This is a genomic window from Paenibacillus pasadenensis DSM 19293, assembly GCF_000422485.1.
In the GTDB taxonomy this organism is placed as follows: Bacteria; Bacillota; Bacilli; order Paenibacillales; family Paenibacillaceae; genus Paenibacillus_O; species Paenibacillus_O pasadenensis.
Map to the genome: position 1 here is coordinate 1 of NZ_AULW01000036.1, position 24246 is coordinate 24246.

At 65.0% G+C, this 24246-nt stretch carries 16 protein-coding genes; 12 read left to right on the top strand and 4 right to left on the bottom strand.

What is annotated here, in order from left to right; translation table 11 throughout:
• From H582_RS32330 to H582_RS0105640, 5 genes are all read left to right on the top strand, one after another.
• Positions 1–269, top strand: a 269-nt coding sequence (locus H582_RS32330) for a hypothetical protein (RefSeq protein ID WP_043110971.1), incomplete at its 5' end; no start/stop codon positions are given.
• A 36-nt stretch (positions 270–305) separates the two neighbouring features.
• Positions 306–1400, top strand: a complete 1095-nt coding sequence (wecB, locus tag H582_RS0105625; protein ID WP_028597752.1) for a non-hydrolyzing UDP-N-acetylglucosamine 2-epimerase — start codon at positions 306–308, stop codon at positions 1398–1400.
• Complete coding sequence (locus tag H582_RS0105630; protein WP_028597753.1) at positions 1393–2376, top strand: polysaccharide biosynthesis protein; 984 nt, start codon at positions 1393–1395, stop codon at positions 2374–2376. Before wecB ends, H582_RS0105630 begins: the two co-directional genes overlap by 8 nt.
• The gene (locus tag H582_RS0105635; protein ID WP_028597754.1) at positions 2373–3203 is read left to right on the top strand and encodes a dTDP-4-dehydrorhamnose reductase family protein; all 831 of its coding nucleotides are present in this window, start codon (positions 2373–2375) and stop codon (positions 3201–3203) included. Before H582_RS0105630 ends, H582_RS0105635 begins: the two co-directional genes overlap by 4 nt.
• Positions 3204–3929: 726 nt before the next feature.
• The gene (locus tag H582_RS0105640; protein WP_028597755.1) at positions 3930–5570 is read left to right on the top strand and encodes an NAD-dependent epimerase/dehydratase family protein; all 1641 of its coding nucleotides are present in this window, start codon (positions 3930–3932) and stop codon (positions 5568–5570) included.
• 131 nt (positions 5571–5701) lie between these two features.
• On the opposite strand, the gene H582_RS0105645 is transcribed toward H582_RS0105640, so the two are convergent.
• On the bottom strand, positions 5702–6496 hold the full coding sequence (locus H582_RS0105645) for a TerC family protein (RefSeq protein WP_028597756.1): 795 nt from the start codon (positions 6494–6496) through the stop codon (positions 5702–5704).
• A gap of 185 nt (positions 6497–6681) precedes the next feature.
• Between H582_RS0105645 and H582_RS0105650 the strand changes: the two genes are divergently transcribed.
• The 7 genes from H582_RS0105650 (at position 6682) to H582_RS0105680 (ending at position 21061) form a co-directional block, all read left to right on the top strand.
• Positions 6682–8499 (top strand): cache domain-containing sensor histidine kinase, encoded by a 1818-nt coding sequence (locus H582_RS0105650; protein WP_028597757.1) that lies wholly within the window; start codon positions 6682–6684, stop codon positions 8497–8499.
• 2 nt (positions 8500–8501) lie between these two features.
• Complete coding sequence (locus tag H582_RS0105655) at positions 8502–9848, top strand: response regulator (RefSeq protein ID WP_028597758.1); 1347 nt, start codon at positions 8502–8504, stop codon at positions 9846–9848.
• 32 nt (positions 9849–9880) lie between these two features.
• Positions 9881–11350: an ABC transporter substrate-binding protein gene (locus H582_RS0105660; RefSeq protein ID WP_028597759.1), complete on the top strand. Its 1470-nt coding sequence runs from the start codon at positions 9881–9883 to the stop codon at positions 11348–11350.
• A 183-nt stretch (positions 11351–11533) separates the two neighbouring features.
• A complete protein-coding gene (locus H582_RS0105665; RefSeq protein WP_028597760.1) occupies positions 11534–12553 on the top strand; it encodes an AI-2E family transporter in 1020 nt (339 codons plus the stop codon).
• Between the two features lie 449 nt (positions 12554–13002).
• Positions 13003–15909 carry a glycosyl hydrolase family 18 protein gene (locus H582_RS29820; RefSeq protein WP_255309795.1) on the top strand — a complete coding sequence of 969 codons (2907 nt, stop codon included), beginning with the start codon at positions 13003–13005 and terminating at the stop codon, positions 15907–15909.
• 267 nt (positions 15910–16176) lie between these two features.
• Positions 16177–20037: a glycosyltransferase family 39 protein gene (locus tag H582_RS29825; RefSeq protein WP_127464583.1), complete on the top strand. Its 3861-nt coding sequence runs from the start codon at positions 16177–16179 to the stop codon at positions 20035–20037.
• Positions 20038–20143: 106 nt separating this feature from the next.
• Positions 20144–21061, top strand: coding sequence for a DMT family transporter (locus H582_RS0105680; RefSeq protein WP_028597762.1), 918 nt, complete (start codon positions 20144–20146; stop codon positions 21059–21061).
• 590 nt (positions 21062–21651) lie between these two features.
• On the opposite strand, the gene H582_RS0105685 is transcribed toward H582_RS0105680, so the two are convergent.
• The 3 genes from H582_RS0105685 to H582_RS0105695 all read right to left on the bottom strand — a co-directional run bounded on the left by H582_RS0105685 (position 21652) and on the right by H582_RS0105695 (position 24100).
• Positions 21652–22566 carry an AraC family transcriptional regulator gene (locus H582_RS0105685; protein WP_028597763.1) on the bottom strand — a complete coding sequence of 305 codons (915 nt, stop codon included), beginning with the start codon at positions 22564–22566 and terminating at the stop codon, positions 21652–21654.
• Between the two features lie 82 nt (positions 22567–22648).
• Positions 22649–23134, bottom strand: a complete 486-nt coding sequence (locus H582_RS0105690) for a DinB family protein (RefSeq protein ID WP_028597764.1) — start codon at positions 23132–23134, stop codon at positions 22649–22651.
• A 63-nt stretch (positions 23135–23197) separates the two neighbouring features.
• Complete coding sequence (locus tag H582_RS0105695; protein WP_028597765.1) at positions 23198–24100, bottom strand: PhzF family phenazine biosynthesis isomerase; 903 nt, start codon at positions 24098–24100, stop codon at positions 23198–23200.
• Between the last annotated feature and the right edge of the window lie 146 nt (positions 24101–24246).

Consider the following 24246-nt stretch of genomic DNA (forward strand, 5'->3'; position numbering starts at 1 on the left):
CTCGGCGGCGTGCCGCGAGTCCAGCTGCCGGACGGCCTGCGGAGCCGGCGGCCGCGGAGCCGCCCGCGCCGGCTTCGCCAAGCTGGGCCGGCGGCCGGAGGGAGCGGCTGCGCCGCAAGGGCCGGCTGCGCCGCGGCAAGTCCGGCCGCGCGCGGCGAGCCCGGCTCGGCGAGCGCAGCCGCCCGGCCAGGCGCGGGCGTGCCGGCGGCGCCTCGCGCCGCCGCAAGAGCGGCTCTGCCGGCCGCAGAGCCGGCAGGAAGAAGCGCTAGAGCATCTATTTTCAACCCGAAAGGCGGAATGGACGAATGCGAGTGATGACCGTGCTCGGCACGCGGCCGGAGATCATCCGGCTCAGCCTCATCATCGGCAAGCTCGACCGGCTGGCGGACCGGCACATCCTCGTGCATACGGGACAGAACTATACCGATTCGCTGAACGACGTGTTCTTTCGCGAGCTGGGCGTGCGCCGTCCCGACCATGTGATGGCGGGCGGCAGCCACACGCTCGGCGGCCAGCTGTCCGTCATGTTCGGCGAGATGGAGCGGCTGCTGCGCGAGGAGCGGCCGGACATCGTGCTGCTGCTCGGCGATACGAACAGCGCGCTGTGCGCGATCGTAGCGGAGCGGATGGGCATCCCGGTCGCGCATATGGAGGCCGGCAACCGCTGCTACGACCTGACCGTGCCGGAGGAGAAGAACCGCCGCATCATCGACGCCGTGGCGACGATCAACATGCCGTATACCGAGTACAGCAAGCAGAACCTGCTGCGCGAGGGCTTTCCGGCGAACCGAATCGTGCGCACCGGCAACCCGATCGGCGAGGTGATGGCGCAGTACAAGGACCGCATCGACGCCAGCGGCGTGCTGGAGCGGCTCGGCCTGCAGGAGCGGAACTATGTGCTCGTGACGACGCACCGCGCCGAGAACGTCGACGTGCCGGCCCATCTGGACGGCATCCTCGGCGGACTGAACCGGATCGCGGAGCGGCACGGCAAGCGGATCGTCTGCAGCATCCACCCGCGCACCCGCTCGCGCATCGACGCCGGCGGCACGGCGGTGCAGCCGCATCCGCTGGTCGAGTTTCATGAGCCGTTCGGCTTCTTCGACTTCGTGCGGCTGGAGCGGGACGCCTGGTGCGCGGTCAGCGACAGCGGCACGGTGCAGGAGGAATGCTGCCTGCTCGGCGTGCCGACGGTGACGATCCGCAACACGACGGAGCGTCCCGAGACGGTCGACTGCGGCAGCAACGTCGTGAGCGGCTTGCGGGCGGGCAATATCGCGGATGCGGTCGACGTCATGACGGCGCTGCCGGCAAGCTGGGGCATCCCGGCGGGATACGAGGCTTTGGACGTTTCGGACATCGTAGTGAAATATGTGCTTGGAGGGAAATGGAATGTTTGAAAACTCTCGCATCCTTGTCACCGGCGGAACCGGTTCCTGGGGGCATGAGCTGATTCGGCAGCTGTTGCCGCAAAATCCGAAGGAAATCATCGTATTCTCGCGCAGCGAGTCGGCGCAGGTGACGATGAGCCGCATGTTCGAGGATGCGCGGCTCACGTTCCGCATCGGCGACATCCGCGACCTGGAGGCGCTGACGAAGGCGACGCAAGGCGTGGACTACGTGTTCCACCTCGCCGCGCTCAAGCATGTGCCGGTGTGCGAGGAGCATCCGTACGAGGCGCTCAAGACGAACGTGCTCGGCACGCAGAACGTCATCGAGGCCGCCAACCTGAACAAGGTGAAGCGCGTCATCTACATCTCGACCGACAAGGCGGCGAACCCGTCGAACTTCTACGGCATGACCAAGGCGATCGGCGAGAAGCTGATCGTGTACGCGAACCTCGTAAGCACGGACACGAAGTTCGTCTGCGTGCGCGGCGGCAACGTGCTCGGCACGAACGGCAGCGTCATCCACCTGTTCACGAACCAGATCAAGACGAAGGGCCAGGTGCGGCTGACGGACCGCGGCATGACGCGTTTCTTCCTGACGCTGCATGACGCGATCAGCCTGCTGTTCAAGGCGTCGGAGGAAAGCCTCGGCGGCGAGATCTTCGTCATGACGATGCCGACCTGTCGCATCGAGGATTTGGCCGAGGTGCTCATGGAGGACATCGGCGTGCAGGCGGAGGTCGTCGAGACGGGCATCCGCCCCGGCGAGAAGCTGCACGAGATTCTGCTGACCGAGTTCGAGAGCAAGAGCACGGTCATTTACGACAAGGAATACCTGGTCATCCTGCCGCCGCTCGACATCCCGGGGCTTCAGCAGCGGTACAGCACGTATGACGCGGTCGACTTCGACAGCTTCTGCTCGAGCGAGAACCTGATGGACAAAGAGCAGATCCGCGACATGCTGAGGAGGGGCGGGTTCCTGCAATGAGGCTGCTCGTCCTCGGAGGGGGCGGCATGGCCGGCTCCATGATGGTCGATTACTTTCGCGGCCGGGACGGCTTCGAGCTCAGCTGGACGACGCGCGGCGGCGGGGACGGATCCCTGCCGCTCGACGCCTCCGACCTGGAGGCGGTGCGGCGCACGGTGGCGGCGGTCCGTCCCGAGCTGATCGTCAACTGCATCGGCAAGCTCAACGCCGACGCCGAGGCGCATCCGCTGGAGGCGTACGCGGTCAACGGCCTGCTGCCGCACTGGCTGGCTTTCGCCGCCGGCGAGATCGGCGCTCGGCTCATCCACATCAGCTCGGACTGCGTCTTCCTCGGCGACCGCGGCGGCTATACGGAGCTCGACCGGCCGGACGGCATCACCGTCTACGCGCGCTCCAAAGCGCTCGGCGAGGTGAACGATCCGCGCCATCTGACGATCCGCACGTCGATCATCGGGCCCGACGCCAGCCCCAAGGGCATCGGCCTGCTGCGCTGGTTCCTGGCTCAGACGGGCGAGGTGTCCGGCTACAGCCGCGTCTACTGGAACGGCGTGACGACGCTGGAGCTGGCCAAGGCGGTCGAGCATGCGGCGGCGCATCCGGAGATCGGCGGGCTCGTGCATCTGCTGGCGGCGGCTCCGGCAAGCAAGCTGGAAATGCTGGAGTGGTTCAAGGAGGCGTACGGCCGCGATGATGTTGCGATCGTGCCGGCGGCAGAGCCGGAGATCGACCGCACGCTGAGCGCGGTGCGGACCGATTGGATTTACCGGGCGCCAAGCATCCCGGACATGGTGCGCGAGCTGGCGGCATGGGAGCGGCGCGGGGGCTGATGGCCTAGTGGCGGCAACAGCCCGGCGAGGTTTGGACCGGCTTCGGCATGTCGCCGCAGCCGGTCCTTTTCCTGCTCCCTTTTTGCTTTTTCGGCGAAGGGGCAGTCCAGCGCAATCCCGCACGACATTCACAGCGGTAAAATCTCAGCGGAAAATCATGTCGGGGGCCTGCAGCGCAAGTGGAGGGGACTCTCGGTGACGATTTGCGAATAGAATCATTCCCTTTGTGTGATTAATCACACAAACTTTGATCGATTGGAAGACATTGGAGCAGTTTATATGATTTTTCATATAAACTCAACCTTCCTAAAATGTCAGGTGAGGATTTTGTGTAATTTATCGTACAAAGGGGTCGGAATTGATCAGTGAGCGGAGAATTTGTACGATCTTTCGTACAAAGCAGTCATGGATCATAGACCAGAGCAGTCAAGGTTCATCGATCAAAGCAGCCACGGAACATCGACGCTCGGTGCTGGCTTCTTCTCCACGTCAACCGGAGCCGTGGATGGCCGATAGTCCCCGTTTTGGAGAGGGCGATAAGCTGGCGGCGGCAAAAAAAGGATGCAACTAGCATGTTTTCGACGCATTCCGCATTTTTAGATACATCAGCGTATGGGCGGTCTTCAGCTCCAGAAGTCGTTTGCTGCACGAGCCTTCATTCAAAGGAGCGGGCCGGGCAAGCAGCGTTATGAAGCAAATGATGCGGGTCGGGAGGGGAGAGGCACAATGGCAGGGAAAGGAACGAACAGGCGGGAAAGAAGCGAATCCGGATCGTCCAGCCGCAGCATCGGGGGAACGAGCGGGCCAAAGGGAGCCGAAGCCTCCAATTGGAGAAGGTCGTCCAGCCGAAGGCTGGAAAAGGAAACGGGCGGTCACGAGACCGGCGGATCGGCAGGATGCAGGCTGGAAGAAGGCGCAGCCGGCGAGCGGAGCGAAGCGGAATCGTCCGGCCGTCGGAAGCGGCTGCTCGTCACCGGAGCGGGCGGCTTTTGCGGCTCGCATGCGGTGAGGCATTTCGCACGGGCGGGCTGGGAGATCGTCGCCTGCGTCCGTCCGGGATCGACGCCGTTCTGGGCGGATCCGGCGAAACGTCCTGACTGGTTCGTCGCTGCGGATGCCGTGGATGCGACGGATGCCATGAATGTCATGGATGCCGTGGGTGCTGCGGATGCCGTAGATGAGATGGAAGCCGTGGATGCGACGGATGCGGTGGATGCCGTGAATGCCGCCGATAGCCTGGATGCCCCAGGAGCCGAGACTGGCGTGGATTCCTCGGATGTTTTGAATGCCTCGGATGTCTCGAATTCCTTGGACGCCCCGGACGCCCCGGACGCTTCGAATGCCGTCGATCACGCCGATGCCTCGGATGACGGCGCTCCCGGCTCATCCTCTCTCGCCTTCGCGAGCCGGCCGGCCCGCGATGAGCCGGAGTGGCTGTCTCTCGTCCGACTCGAGGCGCTCGACCTGTCGGAGCCCGGCTCGGACAGCCTGTCCGAGCTGCTGCGCCGGACGCGTCCGGACGCCGTCCTTCATCTGGCGGGGCTCAACGCCGCCGGACCTTCCTGGGCCGATCCATCCGGTTATCTGGACCTCAATCTGATGGGCACCGTCCGGCTGCTGGAGGCGGTCCGCGCTTCCGGGCATCCTTGCCGGATCGTCGTGGCCGGCTCGATGCTCGGCGGCTCGGCGGACGGTCCGCCGCCTGTCAAGCCTTTGCATCCGTACGCGCTGAGCAAAGCGATGCAGGCTCAGGCGGCGCTGGGCTGGCATGCGCTGTACGGGCTCGACGTGCTTGTCGCAATTCCTTCCAACCTCGTCGGCCCCGGCCCCTCCGCCGGCTTGAGCCGGCTGCTCGCCCGCTACGCGGCCGCTTGCGAGCGGACGGCAGCGCAGGCTGGAGATCCGGCGCAAGCCGCGCCTGCCGCCAATCCATCCCTGCCAGGCCGGAGCGATGCCGCCAATCCATCCCTGTCAGGCCGCAGCGATGCTGTCGCCGATCCCGCTCCATCTGCAGCGGCTGAGACGCAGGCTCCGCCTCCGTTCCGTCTGTCCTCTGCCACCGAAGCGCGCGATTTTCTCGACGTGCGGGACGCCATGACAGGCTACGAGATGCTGCTGGAGCGGGGGACCGCAGGCCGCAGCTACGCCATGGCGAGCGGCAGGATGACGCCGCTCGGCGAGCTGGCGGAGCTGTACCGGGAGCTGGCCGCCGTGCCGCTGCCGATGGAGATCGGCGGCAGCACGGCGGCTTCGCCGGAGCCGATCGACGCCAGCGCGCTGCGCGCTCTCGGCTGGGCACCGCGCATCCCGCTTCGCCAGTCGGCGCAGGATACGCTGGAGGACTGCCGCGCCGCCGGCAGCGCCTGAGCGCCAGCGGCGCAGGCTGCCGCCGAGACTGTTTCAAACGAGCGTGGGCGGCAGAACCGAGAATTTCCTTTGGCTCGCCGGAATCCGGCCCGAAAAAAATCCAAGGCATAAATCTGCCTTGGATTCCTTTGCTAAACCGGCTCCGTCCCGGCCGCCCCCGCCTCCGGACTTTGCGGAGGCTTCTTTTCCTTGGACAGGAACCAGCCGCCGATCGCGATCGCCAGCAGCACGCCCCAGAATACGATTTTCCAGCCGAGGCTTTTAGGGAACTTCTCGGACAGCACGCCGACATCGGGGTGGGACAGCGTATATACCGCCAGCTTGATGCCGACCCATCCGACGATGGCGAACGCCGCGGTCTCGAGGCCCGGCCTGCGCTCCAGCAGCCGGCCGAAGTACGTGGCGGCGAAGCGCATGATGACGAGCCCGATGATGCCGCCCGCCAGGATGACGCTGAACTGCCCGCCGTCGAGGCCGCCGATGCGGGGGAGCGTCGTCGGCGGCAGCGTGATCGCCAGGGCCACCGCGGCGAGGATGGCGTCGATGGCGAAGGCGATGTCCGCCAGCTCGACCTTGAGGACGGTCACCCAGAAGTTTTCCTGCTTCTTCTCGGCTTCCTTCTTGTGCTGCTTCTGCTTGACGAACAGCCGCTTGGCCATGTGGCTGATCGAGATGTAGAGCAGGTACGCGGCTCCGATCGCCTGCACGTACCAGACGTCGGCGAGGAACGAGATGAGGAACAGCGAGGCGAAGCGGAAGACGAAGGCGCCCGCCAAGCCGTAGAACAGCGCCTTCTTGCGCTGCTTTTCGGGCAGATGCTTGACCATGATCGAGATGACCAGCGCGTTGTCCGCCGCGAGGATGCCCTCCAGGCCAATCAGCACCGCCAGCACCCACAGATATTCCAGAAGTACGGCCGAGCTCATGGACGTCCCGCTCCTTCCGCCGCGCGTCAAGCGCGGCATTTTCGGCTAGCTTTCGCAGAGCAGGGAATTCCTATGCAAGGGATTGCCCGGGAAATGATTCTTCCTTTCGCGCCAAGGGATTGAAATCCGCCCCGTTCCGGTCCATAATCGGGGTACTTGCGAACGCGCACGGAGGACGCCCGCTCATGTTGAATCCGCTTACGAGGCAGAGCGTCAAGCTGCAGCTCATCCTTCTGTTCCTGTTCATGGCGCTGCCCATCCTCGGCCTGTTCGCCTACGGCAACATGAAGGCCGAGACGATCATGAAGGACAACGTCACCGGCGCCTACGCCGAGCTCAACAAGCAGAACCTGCTCATGATCAACAAGGAAATGGACAGCATCAACCGCATCACGACGACGATCATCCAGAATCCGGTGACGCAGCGCATCGTGCCGGGAAGGCGGGAGCCGGTGCTGGACCGGGTCAAGAAATACGCCGAGATGGACAAGCTGCTGCGAGCCTACTCGACCGGCACGGACGGCGAGACGCCGGTGTACTACTCCCTGTATGTCTACGATCCTTCAGGCGAATTCTTCTTCGCTCCTTCCATCCAGATGACGCAGAACGGCGTCTACTTCCTCACGGCCAAGACCAAGCCGGACTGGTTCGACAAGGCCGTGCGGCTCAAGGGGCTCGGCTTCGTCCAGGTGACGGCCACCAACACGGCGTTCGACAAGAGCTCGACGCTCGCCTACGTCCGCGCCGTCAACAACATCGCCGAGGGCAGCGGCGTCATCGGCGTGCTCGTCGCCTACAAGCTGGAGCACAAGCTCGTCGGCACGATGCGCTCGGTCAGCCTGCCGGGAGGCGACATCAGCCTCGTCGACGAGGCTGGCACGGTCATGAGCAGCACGCTGCCGGACCGTCTCGGCACGCGGCTGCAGCTGCCGCCGGCGCTCGCGGAGCAGGCGGCCCATGCGCGCTCGAACCTGCCGGTCCACCTCATCGAGGGGGAACGGATCTACATGGCGAGCGGCGAGAACAGCCTTCGTCTGCGGCTCATCTACGAAATCCCGCTGCAGGCGATGCTGCAGCAGCAAAGCGAGCTCAAGAACGTCATCCTGCTCATCTCCGCCGCCTACGTCGCGGTCGGCTGCATCATCATGATCTATTTCTGGCGCTCGCTCATGACGCCGCTGCAGCGGCTGTCGCTGTTCGTCCGCAAGTACGAGCCGGGCAGGCTGGTGCCGGAGACGCCGGGCCAGTCGCGCAGCGACGAGGTCGGCGTGCTCATCTCGGCCGTGTACGGCATGGCGCGCCGGCTCAACAGCCTGATCGCCGACAAGTACCAGGCGGACATCCGGCAGAAGGAAGCGCAGCTGCAGATCCTGTACCACCAGATCAACCCGCATCTGCTGTACAACACGCTGGAGAGCATCTATTGGAAAAGCTCGCTCGAGGGCCACTCCGAATCCGCGGAAATGATCAAGGACCTGTCCAAGCTGATGAAGATCAGCCTGAGCCGCGGGCGCGAGCTGATCACGCTCGCGGAGGAGAGCGAGCACGCCGCCGCCTACGTGGCGCTGCAGCGCCGGCGCTACGAGGCGGAGCTGCGCGTGCGCTGGGACATCCCGGAGGAGCTCGGCTCGGCACTCATCCCCAAGATCACGCTGCAGCCGCTGATCGAGAACGCGATCGTCCACGGCATCAAGCACATGGGCGAAGACGGCGAGATCGTCGTCGCGGCGCATGCGGACGAGGGCGGAGGCCTGATCGTGACGGTCGGCGACAACGGCTACAAGGCGGTCGACTACGCCTCCATCCAGAGCTGGCTGGCCGAGCCGGACAGCTCGCCGTCGATCGGCTACGGCATCCGCAACATCGACCAGCGCATCCGGCTGCAGTTCGGTCCGCGCTATGGACTGGCGATCGGCCCGAGAGCGGGCGGAGGCACCGAGGTGCGTTTGCAGCTGCCGCTGCTGGACGAGAACTCGACATCTGGACCACCGAGAGGAGAATGAACATGCACCGCATCCTGATCGTCGACGACGAGCCGCTCATCTGCAAGGGGCTGTCCAGCCTGCTGGCCGGAGCCGGGCTCGGCATCGAGGACATCCACACCGCGAGCAACGGCTTCGAGGCGCTCGACTATCTCCGGCTGGAGGAGGTCGACCTGATGATCACCGACATCGGCATGCCGGGCATGAACGGCATCGAGCTGATGCATCAGGCCCGGCTCATCAAGCCGTGGGTGCAGACGATCGTCGTCTCCGCGCACGAGACGTTCCAGTACGCGCAGATGGCGATGCGGCTCGGCGCGCGCGACTACCTCATCAAGCCGCTGAACGCGGCGCAGCTGCTCGACAGCGTGCGCAACGCGCTGCTGCAGGCCGAGCGCCCGGCCGAGAGCGAGCCCGACTATGCGGCGAGCCTCGGCGGCCGCTTCGCGCTGCAGGCGCCGGACGGCGAGCCGCGCCGGGCGCTCGAGCGGCTGCTCGCCGGATCGCCCGCCTCGCCGGCGCAGGCCGCAGAGCTGGCCGACGCCGCCGGACTGCGGGAGACGGGACCCTATTTTGCCGTCATCCGCATCCATCCGGAGTTCGACGCGCGCCCGGACCTGTCGCCGCGGGACAAGGATCTGCTCGGCTACGCCGTCATGAACCTCTCCACGGAGCTGCTCGGCAAGGACTGGAATCCGGTTCCGATCGCGCTGCCGGACGGGGAGGTCGGCCTCGTCATCGGCTGGAGCGAGGAGCGCTACGACGACGGGACGGTCAGCAAGATCAACCAGCTCGACATGATCGGACGGAGCCTGCATCATCATGCCGACTCGTTCCTGCGGCTCCCGGTGCTCGTCGGCATCAGCCAGATCGCCCGCGGGCCGGATTTCCTCCACTTGCTGGCGGATCAGTCAAGGCGGGCGCTGGAGTGGCGGATGCGGCATCCGGGGCAGAAGGTATTCTACTACGGCGACTTCAGCTGGAGCGAGGCGGAGGGCGGCTCGGCGAAGCAGCCCGGCGAGGAGGAGGCTTCCGCCCAGACGAACCGGATCGTCGAGCGCTCCCTGCGCTACATCGAGGACAATTACGCGCAGAAGGGACTGACGCTGCACGAGGTGTCCCAGCGCGGACATGTCAGTCCCAACTACCTCAGCTATCTGTTCAAGAAGAATACCGGCTACAACCTGTGGGAATACGTCATCAAGCTGCGGATGGAGGAAGGACGCCGGCTGCTGCTGACGACCGATCTGAGGCGATACGAGGTGGCGGAGCGGGTCGGCTACGAATCGCCGGAGCATTTCAGCAAGATCTTCAAGAAGTACTACGGCTACAGCCCGAGCGAGCTGAAAAAGGAAAGCCAAGGCAAGTAACCGAGCAAGGCAAAAAAGGGGGGGGGCTGCGCATGCGCAAGTCGACCGCGCTCATCAGCTGCCTGATGGCGGCGGCGCTGCTGTCCGGCTGCAGCGGAGACAATGCCGCCAGCGGCGGCTCCGGCCATGCCGCGACGGGCGGCAGCGGAGGAGGAACGGCGGTGCGGCAGCCGCATGCGAGCGGCGGCGGCGCCCCGGCGCCGGCCGAAGAGGACATCAAAGACAAGAAGATCACGATCAGCATCTACTATCCGCTGCCGGACCAAGCGGAGAAGCGCAAGGCCGAAGACGACAAGATCGCCCGCTTCCAGCGGGAATATCCGAACGTCACGATCAACAAGAGCGACTGGCACTACAATGTCGACGAGATCGGCGTGAAGATGGCGGCCAGCGAGGCGCCGACGTTCTTCAACACGTTCGCGACGGAAGCCGGCTTCCTCGTGCAGCGCGGCTGGGCGGCGGACATCACCGAGCTGTGGCATGGCTACGAGCGCAAGGACGACATCAATCCGACGCTGCAAAGCCAGTTCATCCAGGACGGCAAGGTGTTCGGCATCGTGCAGAACGGCTATTCCACCTCGACCATCGTCAACAAGAAGCTGCTCGCCGACAAAAGCGTGGCCGCCCCGTCGTATGACTGGACTTGGGACGACATGCTGAACACGGCCGAGGCGGTGGCGGATCCGGGGAAAGGCATCTCGGGAATCGCCCTGATGGGCAAAGGCAACGAATCCGGCTGGAACTGGACCAACTTCCTGTTCGAAGCCGGCGGCCAGATCCAGGCCGTCGAAGGCGGCAAGGTGACGGCGGCGTTCAACTCCGATTCCGCCGTGAGGGCGCTGCAGTTCTATCAGAAGCTGCGCTGGGAAGCGAACGCCATTCCGAAGGACTGGGCGCTCGGCTGGGACGACGCGGTCGGCGCGTTCGCGCAGGGACGAACCGCGATGGTCATCGCCGGCGCGGAAGGCGTGCTCGACCAGGCGCTCAACCAGGGCGGGCTCAAGCCGGGCGACGTGGCTACCTATCCCATGCCGGCGGCCCAGGCCGGAGGCAAGCATACGGGCGTCATGGGCGGCGACTATCTGGTCATCAACCCCAACGCCAGCAAGGACGAGCAGGAGATGGCGTTCCGCTACATCACGTACGACTATTTCTCCGACAACTATCTGACCGCCGTCGAGAAGGACATCCAGGCGCGCCGGGCGGAAGGCAAGTACTACATTCCCCCGCAGATGAGCTACTACAAGAACGATTCGGAATACGGCCGGAAGCTCAAGTCGATCTACGACAACTACGACAACGTGTACAAGTACGATCCGGAGTCGACGAAGCGGATGGACGGCAAGCCGGAAGCCCAGTACAACACGCAGGAATACTACGGCGCGATGACCGGCATCATCCAGGAGGTGTTCTCCCAAAAGGACGTCGACCTGAAGGCGAAGCTGGACGAGGCGGCCGCGATGATGCAGGCCAAGTATTACGACGCCATCCATGTCCGCTGATCGCCGGGGGCCGGGTCTGCACAGGAGCAGATCGGGCTTCTTTTTTCGGCCGATCGGCCGCTTCGCATCGACAGCGCGGCCTGCATCGGTAATAATGTAGAGAAGCCTGGCGCGCATCGCGGCCTACCCGGTCCTGACGCGATGCGCGCCAGCACGAGAACCTTCACGTAAAAGAGGGAAGTCATGGAATCGTTGCGCGCTTTTTTTGCTGCACCTGCCGTCCGCAGGATCGTCGTCCTGCTGCTGCTCGTCGGACTGCTCTACAGCCTCCGGCACATGCTCAATCTGATCCTGCTGCTGTTTCTCGTCACGTATGTGATGAACCGGCTGCAAGGACTCGTCACCCGATGGATCAACAAGGCGGTGCCCGTGCATCCGATCGTCGTCGCGGTGCTGCTGTACGTGCTCCTGCTCTCCGGTCTCGCCTGGGGCATCTCCAACTATGTGCCGCAGCTCGTCACCCAGGGCCGGGACATGATCAATACGATCATCCGCTTCCTCAACTCCACGGAGGGCAACGACATCTCGAAGCGCTTGTCCGAGGAGCTGGAGAAGATCGACTACAAGACGTATGTCGACCAGGCGTTCCTGTATCTCGGCAAGATCGGCAAGATGCTGGAGCTCGTGCTGATCGTCATCCTGCTCAGCTTCTTCTTCCTGCTGCAAAAGACCAAGATCCGCGCGTTCACGCAAAAGTTCCAGAAGAGCAAGATCGGTTGGATCTACGACGAGATCGCCTATTTCTCCGAGCGCTTCGTCTCCTCGTTCGGCAAGGTCATCGAGGTCCAGCTCGTCATCGCGCTGTTCAACACCGTGTTCACGATGCTCGGCCTGTGGATCATGGGCTATCCGTACCTGTTCGCGCTGACGATCATCGTGTTCCTGCTGAGCCTCGTTCCGGTGGCGGGCGTCATCATCTCGTTCGTGCCGATCAGCATCATCGGCTATCAGGCAGGAGGCATCACGCTCGTGTTGTGGGTCATCGTCATGATCCTGCTCATCCACGCGCTGGAGGCGTACGTCCTCAATCCGAGGCTGATGGCGTCCAAGACGAAGCTGCCGATGTTCTATACGTTCGTCATCCTCGTCTTCTCGCAGCATTACTTCGGCATCTGGGGGCTCATCATCGGCATCCCGGTCTTCATGTTCGTGCTGGATATCCTGCATGTTCCGCTCGGCGAGGAGAAGAACAAAGAAGCGTGACAGCCGGAACAAGCGGCTTCTCGCAAGCCCGGCCGATTGGAATGGAAAGCCTGTCCGACTTCGTTCGGATGGGCTTTTTTTGTCGTTCTAGATCAAGGGAAGCGTAGGAAATCAAGAGGCGGAACAACGTTCGGCGGGGGAAATATCTTATCGAAAAAGGGGGAGATTTTCCCTCCTTTTTTTCACTATTCGCAATCGTTTGATACTTTCCCACTTTTTCTGATAGATACGCGCTGATTCTAGGAAATGGGAAGGAAATAGCGGAAAAAGATGCGAAAATGGACCTCGTATCCAGCTCGAGAGACAAGGGAGGGACAGGCACGGGCAAGGCGCAGACAGGCAAGTCGCGAATTCATTCTTCCCCCAATCTTCCGCAGAGGTGATCGAGGTTGAACAGACGATGGAAACAGAACGTTGCCGCAAAGCTAGCCTCTCTTTTATGCTTGACCTTGCTCGCAGGGCTCATCTCCCTGCCGGCATCCGCAACCGCGGCCGAAGGCCCGCCTCCGCCGCCGACGAATCTGCAGGTGTCGGAAATTACAGGACGGACCGCCATGCTGAGCTGGGATCTCAACGACCGGCATGATCCAGACAAGGGGTATGACATCTATGTGACCAAAGACAAGACAAGGCCGGACGGCGGCTTCGGCTACCAAGGCTGGTTCGCAGCTCCGCCGGTCAAGCTCGGCGGACTGGAGCCCGAAACCGAGTACACGTTCTACATCCGGCAGGCAAGCGTTTCCGGCTCCAGTGTGCCGAGCGAGCGGATCACCTTCACGACGGCAGCCGATACGGCGACCGTTCCGCCTGCTCCGCTCAAAAAGCCTCATCAGCCGAGAGTGACGGAAGTCACGTACGAGTCGCTGACGGTTAAGTTTGAAAACGTTCCCGGAGCGGACGGATATGACGTCTACAGCCGTACGAGCTGGCTGGGAGGCATCTGGAACGGCTCCGGCACCTACAAGCTGGACGCCTCGACGCTGACGGTCGGGCAAGAAGTCTATTTGCAGGTCGCCGCGCAGGATTCGACGAAAGCTCGGCCGAACTCTCCGAAAAGCGATCCGGTTCGATTGATCTGGGGCCAGCTGGACGCTCCGAAGGACGTGCAGGTCGTCACGGCGACGAAGTCCGAGGTCACGCTCGGCTGGGCGACCGTGACAGGCGCGACGTATTATGAAATTTTCGAAGGCGGCAACCTTCTCGGCACCTCGGCGGAGCCGCGCTATCTGGCGACGGGGCTGAAGACGAGCCAGCCGTACTCCTTCACGGTCGTGGCCAAAAATGATCTGTGGACTTCTCCGACGAGCGCCCAAGTCAAGGCGACGCCGGGCCACAACTACAATCTCGTCTACTACTATGCTTCGTGGGCTCGCGGCGAAAGCGGCCGCAACTTCCAGCCATCCGACATCGATACGAGCCAGCTGACGCATATCAATTACGCGTTCGCGGACGTCTGCTGGGGCGGATACGGCGAAAGCGGCAGGGAATGCCGGAATCCGGAAATCGCCGACCAATCCGGCTATGTGTTCGACGGCAGCATGGTGCTCGGCGCGCCGGCCGACGACATGCCGAACTTCGCCGAACTCCGGACGATGAAGCAGCAGAACCCGGACTTCAAGCTGATGGTTTCCGCCGGCGGCTGGAGCTGGTCCAAGTATTTCTCCAAGCTCGCCGCTACGGAAGAGACCCGTCTGACGTTCGCTCAAACCGCGCTGCAATACCTGCGCAGCTACGGCTTCGACGGACTCGACATCGACTGGGAATACCCGGTCGAGGGCGGGGAGGACGACAACTACCGAAGCCCCGATGATCCCCAGAACTTCACGCTGCTCATGAAGACGCTGCGCGAGACGCTGGACGCCGCCGGGCAGAAGGACGGCAAATACTATCTGCTGACCATCGCCTCGGGACAAGGCGACAACTTCACGCGCAACGCCGACTTCACGAATTCCGTGCGCTACCTCGACTTCGTCAACATCATGGCCTACGACTACAGCGGCGGCTGGCACAGCTCCGCCTACCACAACGCGCCGCTCTACTATGATCCGGCCAACAAGCAATCGACCGCTCCGCGCAACAATGTGGCGGGCGGAATATCCGGACATTTGAACAACGGCGTGCCGAACTACAAGCTCGTTATGGGCGTGCCGTCCTATGGCAACGGCTGGATCGGCTGCGCGGGCGAGTACGGAGCATGCGCCTCTCCGTCCACGGACGGTACATGGGAAGCGGGCAAGTTCGATTTCACCGATCTGGAAGAGAATTACGTAACCAAGTCCACCTACAAGCGGCATTGGAACGACAAGGCCAAAGTGCCTTATCTGTTCAACGAAGAAACAGGCGCCTTCATCTCCTATGACGACGAGGAATCCATCACGTACAAGGCGATCCATGTGCGGGCGCAAAACCTGGCCGGCATGATGAACTGGGAGATATCCGGCGACCGCAACCGGACGCTGACGACACGGATCTTCGAGGAGCTGCCGATCTACGGCAATCCGAGCCAGGCTCATCCGGAGCCGACGCCGACGCCTGAGCCAACGTCGACACCGACACCGACGCCAACGCCAACGTCGACCGCGACGCCGACGCCTGAGCCAACGTCGACCACGACACCGACGCCAACGTCGACCGCGACGCCGACGCCTGAGCCAACGTCGACGCCAACGCCAACGCCAACGTCGACCACGACTCCAGCGCCGCCGATTTACTGGACGCCGACGCCGACTCCGACTCCGTCGTCTTCGCCGAGCGCAACTCCAGCTCCAAGCGCAACTCCGGCGCCAAGCGCGACACCGTCTCCGACGCCAGCCGTCGAGACGCCTAAGGATGCCGTCGGCCACTGGGCACAGAACGATATCGTCAAAGCCATCCAGCTCGGCATCTTCCAGGGCTACCCGGACGGGACATTCCAGCCGGACGGCAAGACGACCCGCGCCATGCTGGCCGTCATGCTGAGCCGCCTGCTGCCTCCTCCAAGCGCAGCCGCGCCGGCGCCGTTCAAGGATGCCGCGTCCTTCCCGGCCTGGTCGGCCGATGCGATCGCCCAGATCAAGGCCCTTGGCCTGATCCAAGGCTATGAAGACGGGACGTTCCGCCCGAATCGAGAGATTACGAGAGCGGAGCTGCTGACGCTGCTCGCTCGCGCCGCCGACCTGAAAGCCGCAGCGGCAAGCAAGACCTCCTTCGCGGACGACAGCCTGATTCCGATGTGGGCCAAGCCGGCCGTCCAAGCCGCAGCCGAACATGGCCTGCTGACCGGACGGGACGGCAACAAGTTCGATCCGAACGCCGTCGCGACGCGCGCGGAAACGGCCGCGCTCGTGCTCCGGTTCCTGAGCGAGCTGACGAAATAAGATCATGAACGTGAAAGGGACGAGGCCTCGACAGGGGCTCTCGTCCTTTTCGCTCTACCAAGCGGGTTCCCGGCGGCGAAACGGCCGCCTGCCGCTTTTTTTCCTCCGTGACGCCGATAAATTTCCCCTTGCGCCCGGCCTTCCTCTCCTGCAAAGGTGAAAGAGATCGAATCCGCTCGGAAGCTGCGTCTTTTGAGGGTGTCGCAAGCGGGTCCGGTATGCTAATCTGGTAGAAGTCATGCAGCCAGGAGAGGATGGTAGGACGAAGTGAAGCTTACATACATACGCCCGGCATTGGCGATCCTGCTGGTCGCCGTCATGGCGCTGGCCGGACGTCCGGCAGCCTTTGCGGCGACGGAGCTCGTCGTCAACGGCGGCTTCGAGGCGTCCCAGGACGGGCTGCCGCAAGGCTGGACCAAAGACGGCTACAAGCTCGACGAATCGGTGACGGCATGGACGCTGGAGCAGGGCAGCGGCTCCGATCCCGCGCATTACGTCCGGGTCGCGAGCCAGCAGCCGAACGACGCCCGCTGGCTGCAAAAGGTCGCGGTCAAGCCGGACACGCTGTACAAGCTCAGCGGCATGATCCGCGCATCCGGCGTGCCGTCCGGCTCGGCCGGCGCGAACCTGTCCGTGCTCGGCGTGCTGGACACGTCCGCGCCGGCATTCGATACCGCGGGCGTCTGGCAGCAGGTCGAGCTGTACGGACGGACCGGTCCCGAGCAGCAGGAGCTCGACGTCGCCCTTCGTCTCGGCGGCTACGGCAGCGAGACGACCGGCACGGCCGATTTCGCCGCCGTGTCGCTCGTCGAGGTCGAGGGAGAAGCGGCGGCGAACGCCGTTTCGTTCGATCCGTCGACCGTAGCGCCGGGCTCGGGCGGCGACTCCTCCGCCGGAGCCGGCGCGCCGGGCTTCCTCATGCCGCTGGCGATCTTCGGCGGCATCGCCTTCGCGGCGGCGCTGTACATCGGCTGGAGCGCGATCTTCGGCCGCCGCGTCTCCGCCGGCTTGGCCGCGGAGCTGCGGCGGCAGCCGGAGCCGGGCCGCTCCGGCCGCGCGATCTGGCTCGTGCTGGGAGCCGGCCTGCTGCTGCGGCTGCTGCTCGCGCCGACGATGCAGGGCCATCCCGTCGACTACACCGACTTCAGCCTATGGGCGCAGCGGGCGTACGAGACGGGCTTGAACGGATTTTTCGAGGACGGCGTGTTCGCGGATTATCCGCCGGGCTACATCTACGTCCTGTGGGTGCTGGGGATGCTCAAGAGCGCGCTGGGACTCGGCTTCGGAGCCGGACCCGAGATCCTGCTCGTCAAGCTGCCGGCGCTGCTCGCGGATCTCGCCGCCGGCTGGCTGCTGTACGATCTGGCCCGCCGCCGCTTCGGCACGAGGCTGAGCGCGTTTCTGGCGGCGCTGTACGTGTTCAGCCCGGCCGTCTGGCTCGACTCCGCGCTGTGGGCGCAGGTCGATTCCGTCATGGCGCTGCTCGTGCTGCTGGCCGTGCGGGCGCTGACGTCGAGCCGCTACGCCGCCGGCGCGGCCTGGCTCGCCGTCGCCGTGCTCGTCAAGCCGCAAGCGGTGCTGTTCCTGCCGCTGCTGCTGTTCGCGCTGCTCTCGAGCCGCCGGCCGGCCGATTGGCTCAAGGCCGCCGGAGCCGGCATCGGCAGCGCGCTGCTGCTGCTCCTGCCGTTCGCGATCGGCAGGGAGCCGGGCTGGATCATCGAGCATTACGGCAACATGTTCGCGTCCTACCCGTACGCCACGCTCAACGCCTTCAACCTGTACGGGCTGCTCGGCTACAACGGCATCGAGACGACCCGCACCTGGCTCGGCCTGGAGCTCTCGGCATGGGGCAACGTCGGGGCGCTCGCCGCGCTCGTGGCGATGGGGCTGATCTGCTGGAAAAAAGGCCGCGAAGGGCTTTATCTGGCGGCCTTCGCCGGAGCCCTGCTCGTCTTCCTGCTGAAGACCGGCATGCATGAGCGCTACCTATATCCCGCGCTCGCGTTCGCGCTGGCGGCGTTCATCGTCTCCGGCAGCAAGCGGCTGCTCGCGTTGTACGGCGCGCTGACGCTCACGGTGCTGGCGAATACGGCGCCGGTGCTGCGGGACGCGATCGAGCAGAGCTTCTACCGGGCCAACGGCGACGGCCTCATGGTGACGGTATCGCTGCTCCAGCTGCTCGCCGGCGCGGCGCTCGTCCATCTGGTCGTCCAGCTCGTCCGCGGCCGCTCGTACGGATCGCTGGCGCTGGCCGCCGGCGGCGCGTGGAAGCTGCCGGACGCGCCTGCGCCACAGCGGGCAGCCGGCTCCGCGGCTTCCGCGAACGAGCCGTCCGGTCCCGAGCCGTACGAGGACACGACCCGCATATCACGGCGCAAGGAATGGCTGCCGATCGCGGGCCTGGTCGCCGTCTACGCCATCCTCATGTTCTGGCAGCTCGGCGACGCCAAGGCGCCGTCCACGCCGTGGGCGCCGACGCAGGCCAGCCATGAGGTGACGGTGCAGCTCGAGGGAGGTCCGCAGCCGGCCGATCATGTCATGCTGTACGCCGGCATCGGCAGCGGCACGGTGCAGGTCGCCTTGTCCGCGGACGGCACGACGTTCGGCGCTCCGGCCGAGCAGAAGCTCGACGGCGGCACCGTCTTCCAGTGGAAGTCGATCGGCATCGGCGGACAGACGATCCAGGCGGTGCGCATCACCGGCACGCCGGGCGTCGTCCTGTACGAAGCGGGAGTGATCGACGCCGACGGCCGGACGATGCCGCTGCTGGATACGGGCGGCTCGCCGCTGTTCGACGAGCAGTCGCTCGTGCCGGCAAAGCCTTCGTACAAGAACAGCATGTACTTCGACGAGATCTACCACGCGCGCACGGCGTTCGAGCATCTGCATCGGATCGAGCCGTACGAGACGACGCATCCGCCGCTCGGCAAGGTCATCATCATGGCGGGCGTCTCGATCTTCGGCATGAACCCGTTCGGCTGGCGGGTGATGGGAGGACTGGCGGGGCTGCTGCTCATCCCGGCGATGTACGCGCTGGCGCGGGGCCTGTTCAACTCGCGCAAGGCCGGCCTGCTGGCCGCCTCGCTCATCCTGCTCGACTTCATGCCGCTCGTGCAGTCGCGGATCGGCACGGTCGATACGTACGCCGTCCTGTTCATCCTTCTCAGCTACCACTTCATGAACCGGTTCCTGCAGCGCAACGTCGTCGGAGCGAGGCTGTGGCCGGCGCTGCAGGCGTTCGCGCTGTCCGGCGTCTTCTTCGGGCTCGGAGCGTCGGTCAAATGGGTCGGCGTCTACTCCGGCGCAGGCCTGGCCGTCCTGTTCTTCGGCTCGATATACCGGCGGTGGAAGGCTTCGCGCGAGGGAGCGCCAGGCGTGTCCGGGGCTTCGCGCGGAGCGGACGCGGCTCGCGGCGGCGCAGGAATTCCGCGCGGAGCGGAGGCGGCGGCCGCGGAAAGCCGCGTGCCGGCGAAGCTGATCGGCGCGGGCTTCCTGTTCTTCGTCGCCGTGCCCGCCGTCGTCTACGCGCTGACGTACATCCCGTTCATGCTCGTGCCGGGGCCGGGCCACGGCCTGCGCAACGTCATCGAGTTCCAGAAGTTCATGTACGACTACCATTCCAAGCTCGTGGCGACGCATCCGTTCGCCTCGACCTGGTGGGAGTGGCCGATCATCCGCCGGCCGATCTGGTACTATGGCGGCTCCGGCCTAGCCGAGGGCCAGATCGCCAGCATCATGAGCCTCGGCAACCCGCTCATCTGGTGGGCCGGCATTCCGTGCGCGCTCGCTGCCTTCGCGGCCGCCTGGAAAAGACGCAGCCGCGCGCTGCTCGTCATTACGATCGGGCTGCTCTCGCAGTACCTGCCGTGGGTCGGCATTCCGCGCCTGACGTTCATCTACCACTACTACGCGACGGTGCCGTTCCTCATCCTGTGCATCGTGTACGTGCTGATCCGCCTGCCGGAGAAGATGGACCGAAGCTCGGCGAACCTGGCGACGGGACTTTATGTGGGAATTGCGGCCGCGCTGCTGGCGATGTTCTATCCGGTGCTGACCGGCCTCACGATCAGCCGCAGCTACGCGGAGCATTTCCTCAAGTGGTTCGGCAGCTGGACGTTCTTCTCCTGACGGGGAGAGGACTCCGCCGACAAGGCAAAAGGCAAAAGGACGAAGCGCCTGCCGCTTCGTCCTTTTGCCTTTTGCTGCGATTGATACAGAAAGGAAGGGAATGGCCATGACCAAGCCGCTCGCGGCCGCGCTCGTAACGCTCAGCCTCATTTGGGGAGGCTCGTTTTTCTTCATCAAGATTCTGCTGGAGGAGGCCGGGCCGTGGATGATCGCCTTCCTCCGCGCCGGCGCAGGGCTCGTCGCCATCACCGCCGTCATGCTTGCGCTGCGGCAGCCGTTCTCGCTGCGCTCGCTGCCTTGGCTGCCGATGGCCGTCATGGCGACGTTCAACACGACGGTGCCGTGGGCGCTCATCCCGCTCAGCGAGACGAGGCTGACGAGCAGCGTCGCCTCGGTGCTCAACGCGACGACGCCGCTTTGGACGCTCGTCGTCGGGGCGCTTTTTTTCGCCGGCAAGCCGGGGCCGAAGCAGTGGGGAGGCATCCTCGTCTCGCTCGCCGGCATCCTCGTGCTGCTCGGCGTCAATCCGGCGACGATCATTTCGGTCGACGGCTTCGGCTTCCTGTGCATGATGGGCGCGACGCTCTGCTACGGCATCGGCTCGCAGCTGTCCAAGCGGCTGAGCGGACTGACGATGTACCAGTCGACCTTCGGCACGCTGCTCGTGGCGACCGTCTCCTGCGGCGCGATCGCGCTCGTCCGCGATCCGCTGCCGGTGGAAGCGCTCGGGTCGGGACCGTTCCTCGGGGCGCTCGTCGGCCTCGGCGTATTCGGCTCCGGGATCGCCTACATCCTGTTCTATTACCTGATCCAAAAAGGAAGCCCGGAGCTCGCCACGATGGTCACCTATCTAGTGCCGGCGACCGCGATCCTGTGGGGCTTCCTGCTGCTCGGCGAGGAGCTGCGCTGGAACTTGCTCGCCGGGCTCGCGATCATCCTCGCCGGCGTATTCCTGGCGACGAGGCCTTCCCGTCCGGCGTCAGCGCCGGCTCGAAGCGGCGTCGACGGGGCGCAGCGGGAGTAGCTGGAAGATAAGGAGTCATAGGGACAGAGCCAAGGTCTATGAAAAGATCTTGGCTCCGTCCTTTTTTCTTGCACTCGTACCGTGCGGCGTGCAGGCGGTGCGAGGAGGCGATGACGGGGTCGAGAGTACCGTCGTGCGGCGTGCAGGCGGTGCGAGGAGGCGATGACGGGGTCGAGAGTACCGTCGTGCGGCGTGCAGGTGGTGCGAGGAGACGACGACGGGGTCGAGAGTACCGTCGTGCGGCGTGCAGGTGGTGCGAGGAGATGACGCCCACGCGCAGAAAAACCGCGCGTAGCCCGCGCGGCCGGCGCGCCAGCGAAGCCTACGCGCGTGAAAACCGCGCGTAGCCCGCGCGACCGTCGCGCCAGCGAAGCCTACGCGCGTGAAAACCGCGCGTAGCCCGCGCGACCGGCGCGCAAGCGAAGCCTACGCGCGTAAAAACCGCGCGTAGCCCGCGCGGCCGGCGCGCAAGCGAAGCCTACGCGCGTGAAAACCGCGCGTAGCCCGCGCGGCCGGCGCGGTCGGCGCACGCTCCCATGCAAAAAGGCCAGCGCACGGATGCCGTGTGCTGGCCTTTTTGCTTGGAACGATTACGACGACGTCAGCTTCACCGGCACCCAGATCTCGGTCACGGCGTCCGTATCGGGACCGCCGTCCTCCAGGTACAGCTCCAGCTCCGGGCCGCCCGCGTGCTCGTAGCCGGTGGACGGGAACCACTCCGAGAAGATGCGCTTCGTGACGCTCTGCACCGACTCCGGCAGCGGCCCGGCCGCGGTGAAGACGGCCCACGTGGAGGCGGGCACCTCGCGCTCGACGAACTCGGCGCCGGCATGCTCGAACGGCGCCGGCACCGTCCCGGCAGGAGCTTCCACGGCGATCATGTAGCGGAACCGCTCCGTCTCGTCCTTGTCGCTAGCCGTGCCGTCGATCATGCGGAAGTCCGTGCAGGCGCCGATCAGCGGCTGGCCCGGCTGGAGCTTCAGCACACGATCGATCGTGCCGTTCGGCCCGCTCTCTTGCCAGAACTGCGGGATGCGCCGGAAGTTCTCGCCGTTCTCGCAGCTGACGACGATCGATGCTCCGGCAATCGTGAAGCGGTCTCTTTTCTCGATCCGATAGTTCATTTCCATTTCTCCCTTCAGCGATAGATGGAAGCGCAGCTTCGGAAAGGCGACCAGGCGGCAGCCGGGCTGGCGGGCCATCGTCGGCGTGACGCCATGCGTCTTGCGGAACGCCTTGGCGAACGCCTCCGGCGACTCGTAGCCGTACTTGAGCGCGACATCGACGACCTTGATCCCGCTCGCGGCCAGCTCCTGCGCCGCTCTCGTGAGCCGCCGGCGCCGCACGTACTCGCCCAGCGGATAGCCGGTCAGAGCATGGAACATGCGCTGAAAGTGAAACGGCGACGAGTAGGCGTCCCGCGCCAGCGCCTCCACGTCGAGGCGTCCGTCCAGCAGCCGTTCGATCCGGTCGAGCGTGTCGTTCATTCGGGTCAGCCAATCCACGGCTTCGCGCCTCCTTCCTTGCTGATTGTATCGGGTTTCGCCGCCGTCAGCCTGTCTTAGACTGCTCCTCGCGGACCGATGCTCACAGCCCGAGCAGCCGGCGGTACAGCTTGATGACGCTCATGTGCAGCCCTTCGTGGTAAAGGGCGAGCGAGAGGAATTCGCGCGGCGTCGTCAGCAGGATGCCGGTCGACGTCGTATACGGCTCGACCGGTTCGTCGAGGCGGCCGGCGAGCGCGCCTTGCACCCGTCCGGGCTGCTCGCGCAGCAGCTCCAGCAGCTCCTCGAGCGCCGGCACGGGCTCATCCTGGTCCATCCAGGATGCCGGCGAGCTGCCGAAGTCGAACTGCGTGCGGAACGAAGCCGGCAGCGGAGACGGCAGCGCCGGCGCCTTGAAGGCGAAGCGCTCCAGCACGGCGACGAGATGGCCGGCGTTCCAGCGGATGGAGTTGCGGAAGCCGGACGGGATGAGGTCGCCCTGCAGCGGCGTCAGATCCTCGAGCTGCCGGACGGTGAGCGATCGCACGGCGTCGAGCTGGGCGAAGATTGCGGAATCGGATCGGGTCATAGGTTCAGTCTCCTTTTTATCGAGAAATGAGTCGGATGGGGCGCGAGACGGAGCGTCCTCGGGCTAAAGCGCCGGCAAGCTCCACTCCCGCACGAATACGGCGGAGCCGCGGATCTCGACCTCCCGCTCGCCGCCGCGCGGGACGACTCTGACATGGACCTTGCCGTCGCGGCCGACTTCTCGGCCTTGCTCGACGGTCAAGCGCAGCCCTTCCGGCGGCGCCGCGGCGATGCAGCGGTCCCAGTAAGCGCCGAGCACGCCGGAGGCGGTGCCGGTGACGGGATCCTCGACCGTGCCGGAGTACGGGGAGGAGAAGTGGCGGGCGTGGAGGCGGGCGTCCGCATGGACGGTCTCCAGGCAGAACGGATGGAGCGAGGCGCGCGGGAGCTCGGCCAGCAGCTCCGGGAACCGGCGGTTGTCCGGCCGCATGCGGGCGCAGGCGGCCAGTCCGCGCACAGGCACGCACAGCGTCCAGATGCCCGTGCTGCCGTAGACGATCGGCAGATCGGGATGCAGGTCCTGCTCCGCCAGCCCGATGGCGTCCGCAAGCTCCGCGCGCGAGCCGCCGAACGGCCGGAACTGCGGCGCGGCTTGGCGCATGACGAAGCTCGGCCTGCCGCTGCCGGCATCGCGCTCGACGCGGATCGGGAGCACGCCGGCCAGCGTCTCGACGGTGAGCGTGTCCAGGCCGTCCAGACGGCCGGCGGCTGCCAGCGCGGCGAGACAGGCCATCGTGCCGTGGCCGCATAGATCCATCTCATGTCCGGGCGTGAAGTAGCGGATGCGGAAGTCGGCGCGCTCCGAGGGCAGCACGAAGCAGGTCTCGTTGAAGCCGACGCGCGCGGCCAGATCGAGCATCTGCTCGTCGGTCAAGGCTTCGGCTTGGAGCACGACGCCTCCGGGATTGCCTTTGCCGGGCTCGTCGGCAAAAGCGTCGTAATGAAGAAAGGCCGTTTCGGCGATCATGACGTCCCTCCTTTTTCCCGCATTATAGCACGGCGGCTGGAGGAGCAAGGAAGATTCGTAGAAAAACACCTGCTTGCGATAAAAGCGCACCTCGAACATGGAAGCGGTTGCACCCTACACTGAAAGAGAATCTGTGGACAATCAAG